This is a genomic window from Halomonas sp. LBP4 (genome assembly GCF_003202205.1).
Classification (GTDB): domain Bacteria; phylum Pseudomonadota; class Gammaproteobacteria; order Pseudomonadales; family Halomonadaceae; genus Halomonas; species Halomonas flagellata.
In genome coordinates this window covers 826,104-839,723 of sequence record NZ_PDOG01000001.1, presented here as the reverse complement: position 1 = coordinate 839,723, position 13,620 = coordinate 826,104, and the positions used below count along the sequence as shown (strand labels likewise).

Annotated in this window: 14 protein-coding genes; 8 read left to right on the top strand and 6 right to left on the bottom strand. The window is 68.6% G+C overall.

What is annotated here, in order from left to right:
* The first annotated feature begins 107 nt into the window (after positions 1–107).
* The 3 genes from rpoS (at position 108) to lpxL (ending at position 3,334) form a co-directional block, all read left to right on the top strand.
* Complete coding sequence (gene rpoS / locus CR157_RS03900; protein ID WP_373681008.1) at positions 108–1,106, top strand: RNA polymerase sigma factor RpoS; 999 nt, start codon at positions 108–110, stop codon at positions 1,104–1,106.
* A 195-nt stretch (positions 1,107–1,301) separates the two neighbouring features.
* On the top strand, positions 1,302–2,408 hold the full coding sequence (gene alr / locus CR157_RS03895; protein ID WP_110282204.1) for an alanine racemase: 1,107 nt from the start codon (positions 1,302–1,304) through the stop codon (positions 2,406–2,408).
* 11 nt (positions 2,409–2,419) lie between these two features.
* Complete coding sequence (gene lpxL / locus CR157_RS03890; RefSeq protein ID WP_110282203.1) at positions 2,420–3,334, top strand: LpxL/LpxP family Kdo(2)-lipid IV(A) lauroyl/palmitoleoyl acyltransferase; 915 nt, start codon at positions 2,420–2,422, stop codon at positions 3,332–3,334.
* A 229-nt stretch (positions 3,335–3,563) separates the two neighbouring features.
* On the opposite strand, the gene ettA is transcribed toward lpxL, so the two are convergent.
* The 3 genes from ettA to CR157_RS03875 form a co-directional block, all read right to left on the bottom strand.
* Positions 3,564–5,225, bottom strand: a complete 1,662-nt coding sequence (gene ettA, locus CR157_RS03885; RefSeq protein WP_110282202.1) for an energy-dependent translational throttle protein EttA — start codon at positions 5,223–5,225, stop codon at positions 3,564–3,566.
* 166 nt (positions 5,226–5,391) lie between these two features.
* Positions 5,392–5,610: a PA3496 family putative envelope integrity protein gene (locus tag CR157_RS03880; RefSeq protein WP_110282201.1), complete on the bottom strand. Its 219-nt coding sequence runs from the start codon at positions 5,608–5,610 to the stop codon at positions 5,392–5,394.
* Between the two features lie 68 nt (positions 5,611–5,678).
* Positions 5,679–5,903 carry a hypothetical protein gene (locus CR157_RS03875; RefSeq protein ID WP_110282200.1) on the bottom strand — a complete coding sequence of 75 codons (225 nt, stop codon included), beginning with the start codon at positions 5,901–5,903 and terminating at the stop codon, positions 5,679–5,681.
* Between the two features lie 70 nt (positions 5,904–5,973).
* Between CR157_RS03875 and CR157_RS03870 the strand changes: the two genes are divergently transcribed.
* A complete protein-coding gene (locus tag CR157_RS03870; RefSeq protein WP_110282199.1) occupies positions 5,974–6,243 on the top strand; it encodes a SelT/SelW/SelH family protein in 270 nt (89 codons plus the stop codon).
* 124 nt (positions 6,244–6,367) lie between these two features.
* Positions 6,368–7,258 (top strand): DMT family transporter, encoded by an 891-nt coding sequence (locus CR157_RS03865; RefSeq protein ID WP_110282198.1) that lies wholly within the window; start codon positions 6,368–6,370, stop codon positions 7,256–7,258.
* Here the strand turns inward: CR157_RS03865 and CR157_RS03860 are convergent.
* The 3 genes from CR157_RS03860 to CR157_RS03850 form a co-directional block, all read right to left on the bottom strand.
* Complete coding sequence (locus tag CR157_RS03860; protein ID WP_373681001.1) at positions 7,252–7,506, bottom strand: type II toxin-antitoxin system RelE/ParE family toxin; 255 nt, start codon at positions 7,504–7,506, stop codon at positions 7,252–7,254. The genes CR157_RS03865 and CR157_RS03860 overlap by 7 nt on opposite strands.
* 92 nt (positions 7,507–7,598) lie before the next feature.
* The gene (locus tag CR157_RS03855) at positions 7,599–7,862 is read right to left on the bottom strand and encodes a type II toxin-antitoxin system Phd/YefM family antitoxin (protein WP_110282196.1); all 264 of its coding nucleotides are present in this window, start codon (positions 7,860–7,862) and stop codon (positions 7,599–7,601) included.
* A 60-nt stretch (positions 7,863–7,922) separates the two neighbouring features.
* Positions 7,923–8,690: an arylesterase gene (locus tag CR157_RS03850; RefSeq protein WP_110282816.1), complete on the bottom strand. Its 768-nt coding sequence runs from the start codon at positions 8,688–8,690 to the stop codon at positions 7,923–7,925.
* Here CR157_RS03850 and CR157_RS03845 point away from each other — a divergent pair.
* From CR157_RS03845 to CR157_RS03835, 3 genes are all read left to right on the top strand, one after another.
* On the top strand, positions 8,689–9,405 hold the full coding sequence (locus CR157_RS03845) for an ABC transporter ATP-binding protein (protein ID WP_110282195.1): 717 nt from the start codon (positions 8,689–8,691) through the stop codon (positions 9,403–9,405). The two genes, CR157_RS03850 and CR157_RS03845, sit on opposite strands and share 2 nt — an antisense overlap.
* Positions 9,402–12,008: an ABC transporter permease gene (locus CR157_RS03840; protein WP_258364055.1), complete on the top strand. Its 2,607-nt coding sequence runs from the start codon at positions 9,402–9,404 to the stop codon at positions 12,006–12,008. Before CR157_RS03845 ends, CR157_RS03840 begins: the two co-directional genes overlap by 4 nt.
* Before the next feature lie 81 nt (positions 12,009–12,089).
* The gene (locus CR157_RS03835; protein ID WP_110282194.1) at positions 12,090–13,490 is read left to right on the top strand and encodes a hypothetical protein; all 1,401 of its coding nucleotides are present in this window, start codon (positions 12,090–12,092) and stop codon (positions 13,488–13,490) included.
* Positions 13,491–13,620: the final 130 nt, after the last annotated feature.

Sequence of the window (13,620 nt, the reverse complement as noted above, 5' to 3'; positions counted from 1 at the left end):
CATTCATTGCCACCGGGACGTAACACAATAATAACCGCAAGCGCCGATCCTCCTGTGCGGGAGCCATACGGCGACAAGTCGCAACCATGGGGTAGCAACCGATGAGCATGCTTGAACGGGACCTTCAGGATGTGAATCTCGAGTCGGACGAGGGCTCGGACGACGAGGGCATCGAGGAAGTGGGGGAGGTGGTGGCCAACACCGAGGATGACACCATCAGCGACGACGAGGCCTTCGAGAAGGCGCTGAGCCGCGAGGACCGCAACTACCACCACAGCCTCGATGCCACCCAGATCTATCTCAACGAAATCGGTTTCTCGCCGTTGCTGACGCCCGAGGAGGAGGTCCACTACGGCCGCCTGGCCCGCAAGGGCGATCCCATGGGACGCTCGCGGATGATCGAGTCGAACCTGCGCCTGGTGGTCAAGATCGCGCGTCGCTATCTCAATCGCGGCCTGTCGCTCCTCGACCTGATCGAGGAGGGCAACCTCGGCCTGATCCGCGCGGTGGAGAAGTTCGACCCCGAACGCGGCTTCCGCTTTTCCACCTACGCCACCTGGTGGATCCGCCAGACCATCGAGCGGGCGCTGATGAACCAGACCCGCACCATCCGTCTGCCGATCCATGTGGTCAAGGAACTCAACATCTACCTGCGCGCGGCCCGCGAGCTGACCCAGAAGCTCGACCACGAGGCCACCGCCGAGGAGATCGCCGATTACCTCGACAAGCCGGTGGAGACCGTCAAGAAGATGATGGGACTCAACGAGCGGGTCTCCTCGGTGGACTATCCCATGGGCGGCGAGAGCGACAAGCCGCTGATCGAGACCCTGGCCGACGACAACGACCACGGGCCCGAGTCCTCGCTGGTCGATGGCGACGTCAAGCAGCACGTCGACGACTGGCTGGCCGAACTGACCGACAAGCAGATGGAGGTGGTGGTGCGCCGCTTCGGCCTGCGCGGCCATGAGGCGGCGACACTGGAGCAGGTGGGCGAGGAGATCGGCCTGACCCGGGAGCGGGTGCGCCAGATCCAGGTGGAAGCGCTCAAGAAGCTGCGCCGCCTGCTCGACAAGCAGGGGCTCTCGCTGGATGCCATCTTCGAGTGACGTCGCGTGCCGGAGGGGCCTCCGGCACCGGCATTCCACTGTCCCATGCCGCGCAGGTAATTCACCTGTCTAGGTGCGCCTATATATGCCGTTCGTACTGCCCTAGATGGTCAAGTCAGCAGCATTTGCCATGAAATGGCTTGGTCTTTGGTGGATAATCGTGGCATTCCCCGTGGACGCTCCAGGACCCCGACCATGACCCGGCCGCTTATCGCCGACATCGATCTCGACGCCCTTCGCCACAACTACCGTCTCGCCCGCGACCTGGCCCCCCACAGCCGGGCCCTGGCGGTGCTCAAGGCGGATGCCTACGGCCATGGTGCCGTGGCCTGCGCCCGTGCCCTGGAGGGCCTGGCCCCGGCCTTCGCCGTGGCCTGCCTCGAGGAGGCGGTGACCCTGCGCGAGGCGGGGATCACCACGCCGATCATGCTGCTCGAGGGGGTCTTCGAGGCCAGCGAACTCGAGCGGGTCGAGGCGCTGGGGCTATGGATGGCGGTACACAGCGACTGGCAGCTGGACGCCCTGCTGGCCCGGCGGCCGGCCCGGCCGATCCCGGTCTGGCTCAAGGTGGATTCGGGCATGCATCGACTCGGCTTTCCCCCCGAGCGGGTCGAGGCGGCCTGGGGGCGTCTGGCAGATGCGCCGGAGCACGCCTGCGACCTGCACCTGATGAGCCACTTCGCCACCGCCGATTCCCTGGATCCGCGCTACTTCCAGCGTCAGATGACGCTGCTGGAGACACTGGCCGGGCGGCTGGGCGCTCCCACCTGCCTGGCCAACTCGCCGGCGACCCTGGCCTGGCCCGAGGCCCATGGCGCCTGGAACCGCCCCGGCGTGATGCTCTACGGCGGCGACCCTTTGGAGGCCTCCAGCGAGGCGAGCCGGCGGCTGAAGCCGGTGATGACGCTGCGCTCGCGGCTCATCGCCGTCCGTGAGCTCGCCGCCGGCGAGCCGGTGGGCTATGCCGGGCGCTGGAAGGCGCCGCGGCCTTCGCGGATCGGCGTGGTGGCGGCAGGATACGGCGACGGCTATGACCGCCATGCCGTCGACGGCACCCCGGTCCTGGTCGAGGGGCGCCGCACGGCGCTCGCCGGCAAGGTCTCCATGGACATGCTGACGGTCGATATCACCGACATTCCCGAGGCCGAGATCGGCAGCGAGGTGGTGCTCTGGGGGCGCGCCGCCAATGGCGAGGTGCTGCCGGCGGACGAAGTGGCGCGGCACTGCGACACCATCAGCTATACCCTGCTCACCGGGGTGCTACCGCGGGTGCCGAGGCGGTATCATGGCGGTTTTGATTGACGGACCGCCGCATGTCACGGAAAGACTACCCCAGCTCCTTCGCCCACCCCCGCTTCTGGCCCACCTGGCTGGCCATCGGGGCCATGTATGTCGCCGCCTGGCTGCCCTGGCGGCTCAAGCTATGGACCGGCAAGGGGCTCGGGCTGCTGGTCTGGCGACTGGTGCCGCGCCGCCGGCATATCGTCGAGACCAATCTGCGCTTGTGCTTCCCGGAACTGGATGACGAGCAGCATCGCCGACTGGTGCGCGAGACCTTTATCGCCAACGGCATCGGCGTCCTGGAGACGGCCACCGGCTGGTGTCGCGACCCCGAGCACCTACGCCACCGGGTCACCTTCAAGGGGCAGGAGCACATGGCCCGGGTGCGGGCCGAGGGCAGGGGGGCGCTGATCATCGGCGTGCACTTCTCGACCCTCGACCTGGGCGGCGCCCTGCACTCGCTGTTCTTCCCGGCGGATGCGGTCTACCGGCCCCACAACAACCCGCTCTTCGAGCGCTTCATGACCCGGGCGCGCAACCGCATCTTCGGTACCGCCATCGATCGGCGTGATCTGCGCGGGGTGGTGCGGCGGATCAAGGCGGGCCATGCCGTCTGGTATTCACCGGACCAGGACTTCGGCCGCGACGCCAGCGTCTTCGCCCCTTTCTTCGGCATCGATGCGGCGACCATCAAGCTCACCGCCAAGATCGCCCGCATGACCGGGGCGCCGGTGATGCCGCTGATGTTCCATCGCAACCCCGACGACCGCACCTATACCCTGGAGTACCTGCCGCCGCTGGAGGACTTTCCCAGTGGCGACGAGGTGGCGGATGCAGCCAGGGTAAACGCCTTCATCGAGGGGGCGATCCGCAAGCATCCGGAGCAGTACCTGTGGCTGCACCGACGCTTCAAGACGCGCCCGGCAGGCGAGCCGGGGTTCTACTGAAGCTTCGCTTCAAGCTGGAAGAGCGGCGCTGCGCGCCTGGAAGAGGGAAGAGGGAAGCCCACACACTTACGGCGGTGGGGCTGTTGTCTGCGTGAGCGGCGCCGGGGGCAGGCCGTAGAGAAGGTCATTCGCCATGGATGGCGAATGTAGCGTCCAAGGAGGGATTCACAGCGCCTTCTCGAAGGCCTGCCGCCGGGAAAGCCGCGGCAGCAGGCTGGTTCGCAGGGCCTCAAGCATCTATTCGCTTGTACTTCATCCGGTGCGGGGTGTCGTTGCCGACGCGCCTGCGGTGGTCCTCCTCGTACTCCTGGTAGTTGCCCTCGAAGAACACCACCCGGGAATCGCCCTCGAAGGCGAGGATATGGGTGGCGACGCGGTCGAGGAACCAGCGGTCGTGGGAGATGATCATGGCGCAACCGGGGAAGGCCAGCAGGGCCTCCTCAAGGGCACGCAGGGTCTCGATGTCAAGGTCGTTGGACGGTTCGTCGAGCAGCAGCACGTTGGCGCCCTGCTTGAGGGTCTGGGCCAGCTGCAGCCGGCCGCGCTCGCCGCCCGAGAGGTCCTTGAGGAACTTCTGCTGGTCGTTGCCCTTGAAGTTGAAGCGCCCCACATAGGCCCGTGACGACACCTCGTAGCCGTTGATGTTGAGGATGTCCTGGCCGTCGGAGACCGCTTCCCACACCGTCTGCCTATCGTCGAGGGCGTCGCGCAGCTGCTCGACGTAGGCGATGTCGACGGTCTCGCCGATCACCACCTCGCCGGCGTCCGGCCGCTCGACGCCCTTGATCAGCTTGAACAGGGTCGACTTGCCGGCGCCGTTGCCGCCGACGATGCCGACGATGGCCCCCTTGGGCACGGTGAAGGAGAGGTCCTCGTAGAGCAGCTTGTCATCGAAGGCCTTGGCAACACCGTGGAACTCGATGACCTTGTCGCCCAGGCGCGGGCCGGGCGGAATGTAGATCTCGTTGGTCTCGTTGCGCTTCTGGAAGTCGCCGGACTGCATCTCCTCGAAGCGGTTGAGGCGCGCCTTGCTCTTGGCCTGGCGGCCCTTGGCGTTGCTGCGCACCCACTCCAGCTCCTGCTTGATCGCCTTGTTCTTCGAGGCCTCCTGCTTGGCCTCCTGCTCGAGACGTTTCTCCTTGGCCTCCAGCCAGCCGGAGTAGTTGCCCTCGAAGGGAATGCCCTGGCCGCGGTCGAGCTCGAGGATCCAGCCGGCCACGTTATCGAGGAAGTAGCGGTCGTGGGTGATCGCCACCACGGTGCCGGAGTAGTCGTGCAGGAAGCGCTCCAGCCAGGCCACGGACTCGGCATCCAGGTGGTTGGTGGGCTCGTCGAGCAGCAGCATGTCGGGGCTGGAGAGCAGCAGCCGGCACAGCGCCACGCGACGGCGCTCGCCGCCTGAGAGGTGGCCGACCCGGGCCTCCCAGGGCGGCAGGCGCAGGGCCTCGGCGGCCACCTCGAGCTTGCGCTCGATGTTGTGGGCGTCGGCGGCCTCGATGATGTTCTCGAGCCTGGCCTGCTCGCTGGCCAGGGCGTCGAAGTCGGCATCCGGCTCGGCGTAGGCGGCATAGACGGCGTCGAGCTTCTCCTGGGCCTCCTTGATGGCACCCAGCGCCTCTTCCACGGTCTCGCGGACGTTCTTGTCGTCGTCGAGCTGCGGCTCCTGGGGCAGGTAGCCGACGTTGATGCCCGGCATCGGGCGAGCCTCGCCGTTGTACTCGGTGTCGATCCCGGCCATGATCCGCAGCAGGCTGGACTTGCCGGCACCGTTGAGACCCAGCACGCCGATCTTCGCGCCCGGGAAGAAGGAGAGCGAGATGTCCTTGAGGATCTCGCGCTTGGGGGGCACGACCTTGCCCACCCGGTTCATGGTGTAGACGTATTGCGCCATGGAATGCCACTTGGTTGGGGGATTTCAGTGGCCACGATGATAGTGGCCGGGCAGGGGAAAGGCCAGCCGCGCATCGGGGGCACCGGTTCCCGGGCACGTCCTGCCGGGGGAGACCCCGGCCGGCGGGCCGTGCGGCACGACCCGGCCGACCCAGGCGGAGAGGACGTTACTCCTCTTCCTCCTCCTCGTCGTCGAGGAGCATCCAGTCATCCTCGATGGCGCGTCGCAGGCGCCGTTCTTCCAGCAGCGACTCGACGCGGCGGCGGGCGCGCAGGGTGTCGGCGCGACTGGTCGGGCGCGAGCGACCGTAGTCGTCGTCGTTGACCGCCTCTTGATAGTCCTGCTCGTCGTCGAGCGAATCGTTGACCTGGGGTTCATGGCTCATGCAATGCCCTCCCATGACCGAGTGCCATTCGGTATCGCTTCTCGTCCGAATGCGCGGACCCTGAAGCGTCAGCCGGCAACGGCGGTTGCCTGCTGGCTATATATCGCCCCCGGCGACCCAGGGCAAGCCCCCCAGCGACTTTTTTTCCGGCACGCGTCGGCGCCCTGGGCCACTTCCGGCAGCCGCTCGGCACTGCCGGCCGCGGCCAGGGCGGTGGCCGTCAGCACCGCCAGCAGCCAGGTGGTGCCGAGCCACTGGGCCAGGCCGCCGCTAACGCCGAGCCGCCAGGACACTCTCGCGCCGCCATGATGGCTCCCGGGCTGGTATCATCGACGGCATCCATTGTTGCGACGGGAAGATGACATGGCACGTATTCGCATCCACTACTGTACCCAGTGTCAGTGGCTGCTGCGCAGCGCCTGGTACGCCCAGGAGCTGCTCTCGACCTTCGGTGAGGACCTCGAGGAGGTGGCCCTGGTGCCCTCCCACGGCGGTGACTTCGAGATACTGCTCGACGGTGTCTCGCTGTGGGAGCGCAAGCGCGACGGTGGCTTCCCCGATATCAAGGCACTGAAGCAGGCGGTGCGCGATCACCTCGATCCGCAGCGCGACCTGGGGCATATCGATCGCTAGGGTACAATGGCTGCGGGCTGCGGGCTGCGGGCTGCGGGCTGCGGGCTGCGGGCTGCGGGCTGCGGGCTGCGGGCTGCGGGCTGCGGGCTGCGGGCTGCGGGCTGCCAGATAATGGGGAAGCACCATGACACAGGAACGTCAGGCCATGCTGTTCGGGCTGGGCGCGGTGGCGCTCTGGTCGACCGTCGCCACCGCCTTCAAGGTGGCGCTCTCCTACATGTCGCCGCTGGAGCTGATGTGGATCGCCTCGCTGGTCTCCTGGGCGCTGATCGGCGTGCTGGTGGCCCGCCAGGGGTTGCTGGGCGAGGCGCTCGGCCGGGGCTGGCGCACCGCGGCCTGGGCCGGGCTGATGAACCCGGTGGCCTACTACCTGGTGCTGTTCGCCGCCTATGATCGCCTGCCCGGCCAGGAGGCCATGGCGCTCAACTACACCTGGGCGCTGGCCATGGCCTTCCTCGCCGTGCCGATCCTCGGCCAGCGGCTGACCCGCATCGACGTGCTCGCCGGGCTGGTGGCCTACTCGGGCGTGTGGGTGATCGCCACCCGCGGGGCGGTGTTCGATGTCGCCTTCGCCGATCCGCTGGGCGTCGGCCTGGCGCTGGCCTCGACGCTGCTCTGGGCGCTCTACTGGCTGCTCAACGCCCGCGATCATCGTTCGCCGCTGGTGGCCCAGTGGCAGAACTTCAGCGTCGGGGTGCCGGTACTCACGGTGCTGCTGCTGGCCGGGCCTGGCCTGCAGTGGCACGGCTGGGCGGGCCTGGGGGCCGGGGTCTACGTGGGGCTGTTCGAGATGGGCATCGCCTTCGTGCTGTGGCAGCTGGCGGTGCATCGGGTGTCGCGCACGGCGAGGGTCGCCAACCTGATCTTCCTCTCGCCGCCGGTCTCGCTGGTGCTGCTCTTCTTCATCGTCGGCGAGCCGATCCTGCCGTCGACTCTCGTCGGCCTGGTGCTGATCCTGGGCGGCCTGGGGCTGCAGCAGTGGCAGAAGAGCCCGGCACCGGCATCGGCTCAGTAGAGCAACTGATACTCGAACAGCAGCTGCTTGAAGTCCTGGCGCTGGTGAGCAAACAGGTAGACGGAGACCTGCTCCTGCTCGGGCCAGAGACGATAGATGACACGGTAGCTATCGATCAGCAGTTCGCGGTAGTGGCTGATACCGAGTTCAAGGGCGAGCCGACAGACTGGATAGGTGTGGGGCTGAGTGGAGAGCCGTTCAACCGTTGTGGTGATGAGGTGCAGGGAGATGGCTTCTACCCTGTCCAACGGGAACTCCACCCTGTCAAGCAAGAAGTTTTCACAGGTTTCGAGTGAGGCGTCCGCTGTCTCTTCAATGATGACATCCATGTCAGGGACCGTCACATCGCCTCACCTCGTCTGACGGCGTGACGGGCCCTGACTTTCTCCAGGAACTCATCTGCCGACATGGACCGGCCCTCTTCACGGCTCTTTTCGCCCAGGCTCAGCAGCTTGAGCAGGGCGATGGCCTGTTCGCGACGCTCGTGGGCGGCATAGGACTCGACGACGTAGGTGGGCTTGCCCTTCTGGGTGATGACCAGGGGCTCTTCGACATCCAGCGTCGCGGCATTCTGTTTCAAGTAGCTGATGGTTTCGGTACGCATGGCTCGCGCCTCCTGATGGGTGGCGATTGGTCCGATTTTAGTCCATGAATGGACCGTGCGCTATTCGACTCTCTGCTCGGCGAGGCCTGTGTTGTGGTTTTCCAGCAGCGGCTCGAGCTCGGGCCAGACGGTGTCGAGGAGGATCGACTGGGCCGAGGCGGTGGGATGGATGCCGTCGGGCTGCATCAGGTCGTCCTCCAGCGCCACGCCCTCGAGCAGGAAGGGCACCAGCGGTAGCTCGTACTCCTCGGCGAGCCGGAAGAAGACCCCGGTGAAGGCGTCGCGGTAGGCCTGGCCGTAGTTGGGCGGGATGTCGATGCCGAGCAGCAGCACCTCGGCGCCGGCCGCCTGGCTCTGCTCGATCATGCCCGCCAGGTTGGCCTCGAACTGGCCCGGTGGCAGGCCGCGCAGGCCGTCGTTGCCGCCCAGCTCGAGCAGAACGATGTCCGGCTCGTGCTGTCCGAGGAGCTCGGGAAGCCGGTTGGCGCCGCCGCTGCTGGTCTCCCCGCTGATGCTGGCGTTGACCACATGTGCCTTCCCGTCCAGGCGCTCTTCCAGCAGACTGACCCAACCCTCGTGCCGCTCGATGCCGTAGGCCGCACTCAGGCTGTCGCCCATGACCAGCAGTACCGGGCGCCCCTCGGCCAGCGTCGGGCCGCCCGCCAGGGTGAGCAGCAGTGCCAGCCAGGCGAGTGCCTGCCGCCGGGCCGGCCAACCGAGGCGCCACGCATGACCACGCAACAGATCGGCGCAGACCCGACCCGCCTGTACCGGAACAGCGTGAATCTGGCCAGCGCCGACCCAACGCTCAGGGAACCCCTTTACCATGTCCATCACCTCGCGAGCGGATGCCTCCCCGATTCTACACGCCGACCACCTGTCCAAGCAGGTCCAGAGCGGCGAGAGGCGGCTCACCATTCTGAGTGAGCTGCGGCTCACGGTGTTCCCCGGAGAGAGCGTGGCAATCCTCGGCCAGAGCGGTGCCGGCAAGTCGACCCTGCTGGGGCTGCTGGCCGGGCTCGATGCCCCCACCGGTGGCGAGCTCGAGCTGTTCGGCCAGCCGCTCTCGGCGCTGGACGAGGATGGTCGGGCACGGCTGCGTGCCGGCCGGGTGGGGTTCGTGTTCCAGAATTTCCAGCTGCTGCCCACCCTCACCGCACTCGAGAACGTGCTGTTGCCGCTGGAGCTCACCCCCCAGCCCGACGCCGAGGCCCGTGCCTGCGACTGGCTGACCCGGGTGGGCCTGGGGGAACGGCTCGACCATCTGCCCAAGCAGCTCTCCGGCGGCGAGCAGCAGCGGGTCGCCCTGGCGCGGGCCTTCGTCACCGGCGCCGAGCTGGTGTTCGCCGACGAGCCCACCGGCAACCTGGACCCGGCCACCGGCGAACGCATCATCGAGCAGCTGTTCGCCCTCAACCACGAGGCCGGCACCACCCTGGTGCTGGTGACCCATGATCATGCGCTCGCCCGGCGTTGCGATCGCTGCCTGCGCCTGGAGGAGGGCCGGCTGGTGGAGCTGGCCCGCGACGAGGTGAGCGCATGAGCGGCAGCTCCCTCCTGGCCGGCGCGCTGCGGATGCTGCGGCTCTCGGCCCGCGGCCTGATCCGCGACCTGCGGGCGGCCGACGTGCGCGCCCTGTTCGTGGCCCTGGCCCTGGCGGTGGCCGCCTCCACCATGATCGGCTTCTTCCTCGACCGCCTCGACAAGGGGTTGACCCGCCAGGCGGGACAGCTGCTCGGCGGCGACCTGGTACTGGAGCAGGGCCGTCCCTTCGCGAGCGAGATCCGCCAGTCCCTGGAAGAGGCCGGCCTGATCCTGAGCGACCAGGTGGACATGGTCTCCATGGTCAGCCACGACGATGCCTTCCAGCCCGCCAGCCTCAAGGTCGTCGACTCGGTCTACCCGCATTACGGCCATAACCACGTGGACCTCGGCCAGGGCGTCGAACGGCTCGCCCAGGGCCCGGCCCCGGGCGAGGCCTGGCTGGCGCCGCGTCTGGCGCTGTTGCTGGAGGTCGAGATCGGCGACCGCGTGCGGCTGGGGGAAAGCGAACTCCGGGTGGGGGGGCTGATCGAGCGCGAGGCGGACCAGTCCGCCGGCTTCGGCAACTTCAACCCGCGCCTGATGATGCATGCCGCCGACCTGGCGGAGACCCACCTGGTGCAGGATGGCTCGCGGGTCGAGTTCGAGCTGCTGGCTGCCGGCTCGGCGGAGGCGGTGGATAGCCTCGCCCCGCTGCTCGAACGGCTGCGCCGCGACGGGGTGGAGGTGCGCGACGTGCGCCGTGACCGGCCCCAGCTCGGCAATGCCCTGGAACGGGCCGAGCGATACCTGAGCCTGGCGGGGCTCGCCGCCGTGCTGCTCGCCGGCGTGGCGGTGGCCATGGCCACGCGGCGCTATGTCGACCGCCACCTGGATACCGCGGCCCTGCTGCGCTGCTTCGGTGCCACCCAGGCCGAGCTGACCCGTCTGTTCGCGCTGCAGCTGCTGTGGTTGGCGCTGGTGGCCTCGCTGCTCGGCGCGGCCCTGGGGCTGGCCGGCCAGGCGGCGCTGCTGCAGCTGTTGACCACCTTCCTACCGCTCACGCTGCCGCCGCCGGGGGGCCTGCCGCTGTGGCTGGGGATCCTCACCGCCCTGGCGGTGCTGGTGGGCTTCGCCGGCCCGACCCTGCTGCGGCTCAAGCGGGTCAGCGCCCTGAAGGTGCTGCGTCGCGAGCTTGACCCGCTGCCGGTCTCGGCCTGGCTGGTGGTGGCCGTGGCGGCCCTGGTGTTCGGTGGCCTGCTGTGGCTCTACTCCGGCGACCTCGGCCTCTCCGCCGGGCTGCTGCTCGGTGGCCTGGTGATGCTGGTCGTGCTCTGGGGCCTCGGTGCGCTGCTACTGTCGGCGGTGCTGCGACTCGCGGCACGGCTGCCGCGGCGGGGCGGCCAGGAGGGCGGGCTGGCCCAGGCCCTGCGCCTGGGCGGCCAGCAGCTCGCCCGCCGGCGCCGTGCCAGCCTCGGCCAGCTGCTCGCCTTCTCGGTGACCTTCTTCGCCATGGCGATGATCGCCCTGGTGCGCGGCGACCTGTTGACCACCTGGCAGGACCAGCTGCCCGAGGACACCCCCAACTACTTCGCCATCAACATCCAGCCCGCCGAGCGTGAGGCCTTCGAGGATGCCCTGGGTGACGCCGCCGACGCGCGCAGTGCCCTCTATCCGATGGTGCGCGGGCGCATCACCGCGATCAACGACCGGCCGCCGCGGGAGGCGGTGCCGGCGGAGGCTCGCGGCGACAACGCCCTGCGCCGCGAGCTCAACCTGACCTGGCGCGAGACCCTTCCCGAGGGCAACCGGCTGGTCGCGGGACAGTGGTTCGATACCCTGGAGGAGCCGGCCGGCTGGTTCGCTGCAGTGGAGGCCGAGTCCCGGGCCGGTACCCGGGCCGAACGGGTGCCGATCTCCATGGAGGACGGCCTGGCCGAGCGCTTCGGACTCGCCCTCGGCGACACCCTCACCTTCACCATCGGCGGGGCCGAGATCGTCGGCGAACTGACCAGCCTGCGCGACCTGGACTGGGACAGCTTCCGGCCCAACTTCTACGTGATCTTTCCCCCGGGGGTACTGGAGCGCTTCGGTCACAGCTATATCACCGCCTTCCACCTGGACGGCGACGATGGCGACACCCAGCGCCGCCTGGTGCGGGAGTTCCCGGGGGTCTCGCTGCTCAACATCGATGCTATCCTCGGCCAGGTACGCGAGGTGCTGACCCAGGTGACCCGGGCGGTGGAGCTGGTGCTCGGCTTCGTGCTGCTGGCCGGCGTCAGCGTGCTCTATGCGGCCCTGACCGCCAGCCGGCCGGTGCGTGCCCACGAGAGTGGCCTGCTGCGGGTGTTCGGCGCCGGCAACCGGCTGCTCTCCCGGGCCCAGGGGGCCGAATTCGCCATCCTGGGGCTGGCCAGCGGGCTGATGGGGGCGCTGCTGGCCGAGCTCGCCACCGCTGCCATCTACCTGGCCTGGTTCGACCTGACGCCGCGGCTGCACGGCTGGTTGTGGCTGGTGCTGCCGCTGGGTGGGGCGCTCGCGATCGGCACCATCGGTCACCTGCTCTCCCGCGGCCTGCGCCGTCAGGCGCCGGCCGCGAGCCTCGGGTTGCTCGGCGAAACCTGAGCCACCGGCCCCTGCACGGGGCGGGGCTCGGGCTCTCGGGGTAGACTCAACCAGATCGACCGCTCACATCGGAGGTGTTCCGTGCTTGACTCCCGCTGGCCCCTGATCGCCGGGGCATCCCTGCTGCTGGCCGCTGCCCCGGCGCTGGCCGACGACCCAGAGCGCCTGGAGGCCGACCTGCGTGCCATGTTCGGCGACCACGGCAGTGTCGAGCTCGGCGAGGTATCCGGGGCGCTGTTGCGCCGCCGTGCCACCGCCGAGGACCTGGTCTTCGAGACCGACGAGGGGGAGCGCCTGCGCCTCGCGCGCTATATCGTCAAGGGCGATTACGACAGCCCGGACGAGGTGATCCTCGAGGGGCTGCGGCTCGAGGACGGCCTGACCGAGTTGCCGCTGATGACCGCCGAACGCATCGTGCTGGGCGAGCCGTCCCGGGCAGTCTTCCCGCTCGATGGCGACCTGGCACCGGAGGAGGTGCGCATCGGCAGCCTGGCCATCGACGACATCGTCATCGACCTGGCCTCGGAGCTCGCCGAGGAGCTCTTCCAGGGGGCGGCCTTCCGCGAGGGCGGGGGTCGCCTGACCATCGCCAGGGTGCGCGGCGAGTCGCTGTCCCATGATGCCATCGGCATGCTGGAGATCACCGAGGTGGCCGGCACCGGGCAGGACCTCGGCGACCTGGGGGCCGGCTCCTTCACCCTCGGTTCCCTGCGCCTCGAGGGCCTGGCCGGGCTGGAGGGGGCGGGGGAGGAGACCCTGGAGCTACTGGCCATCCGTGACATCGACATCGCGTCCGACCGCCTGGTGGCGACGCTGGCGGAACTCGACCTCGATGGTGACTTCAGCGACGGCGTCGGGGGCCTGAGCCTCGACGGCATCCGGCTCGATCTGGCCCGCATGATCGAGCTCGCCCCGGAACAGGAGCGGGCCCAGCTGCGTATGGCCAGCAAGGTGCTCACCGACGGCAGCGGCGAGCTGCGCCTGGATGCGGCCTTCCTCGGCGACTGGGAGGAGGAGGGCGGTCGCAGCATCCTGAGAAGCAACAGCCGTGTGACCGTCCATGAGGCCCTGCGCCTGCTCATCGATATCGAGCTGCCCGTGGTGCTGCCCGACGGCGTGTCGCCGGAAGCGGTTTTCTCCGATGCCGACCGGCTGGAGGCGGCCACGCTGCTGGGCGGCGAGATCCACCTGACGCTGGCCGACCAGGGGCTGTTCGGCCGCCTGGCCACCCTGGGCGCGGCCATGGAGGGCGTCACCGAGGCCCAGTACCTCGAGCAGGTCCGTACCCAGGCCCAGGGCTTCGGCATGCTGTTCGGCCCCCAGGTGCAGGCGATCCTGACGGGGCTGGTCGATCTGATGGCCGGTGCCGCCGAGGAACTGGACGTCGGCATCACCCTGCCGGCGGAGAGCAATCTGGAGACCTGGGCCGGCGATCCCATGGCGCTGCCCGACAAGCTCTCGCTGAGCGTCGAGACCCGCTGACGCTGCAGTCTGGCTAAAGCCTGCATGAGAAAAGATGGTGATGCCCATGACGGCCTTTCAAGTGAAAGCCGTCATGGGCTGGGGTATCATGCGCAGCTCAGCTTTCCCCGTGATGCGAGGTTTCCCGCCG

Coding starts and splice junctions, on each gene's coding strand:
- lpxL (WP_110282203.1), top strand. CDS start 2,420: ATGTCACGGAAAGACTACCCCAGCTCCTTCGCCCACCCCCGCTTCTGG.
- alr (WP_110282204.1), top strand. CDS start 1,302: ATGACCCGGCCGCTTATCGCCGACATCGATCTCGACGCCCTTCGCCAC.
- CR157_RS03850 (WP_110282816.1), bottom strand. CDS start 8,690: ATGGTAAAGGGGTTCCCTGAGCGTTGGGTCGGCGCTGGCCAGATTCAC.
- CR157_RS03855 (WP_110282196.1), bottom strand. CDS start 7,862: ATGCGTACCGAAACCATCAGCTACTTGAAACAGAATGCCGCGACGCTG.
- CR157_RS03840 (WP_258364055.1), top strand. CDS start 9,402: ATGAGCGGCAGCTCCCTCCTGGCCGGCGCGCTGCGGATGCTGCGGCTC.
- CR157_RS03845 (WP_110282195.1), top strand. CDS start 8,689: ATGTCCATCACCTCGCGAGCGGATGCCTCCCCGATTCTACACGCCGAC.
- ettA (WP_110282202.1), bottom strand. CDS start 5,225: ATGGCGCAATACGTCTACACCATGAACCGGGTGGGCAAGGTCGTGCCC.
- rpoS (WP_373681008.1), top strand. CDS start 108: ATGCTTGAACGGGACCTTCAGGATGTGAATCTCGAGTCGGACGAGGGC.
- CR157_RS03870 (WP_110282199.1), top strand. CDS start 5,974: ATGGCACGTATTCGCATCCACTACTGTACCCAGTGTCAGTGGCTGCTG.
- CR157_RS03880 (WP_110282201.1), bottom strand. CDS start 5,610: ATGAGCCATGAACCCCAGGTCAACGATTCGCTCGACGACGAGCAGGAC.
- CR157_RS03865 (WP_110282198.1), top strand. CDS start 6,368: ATGACACAGGAACGTCAGGCCATGCTGTTCGGGCTGGGCGCGGTGGCG.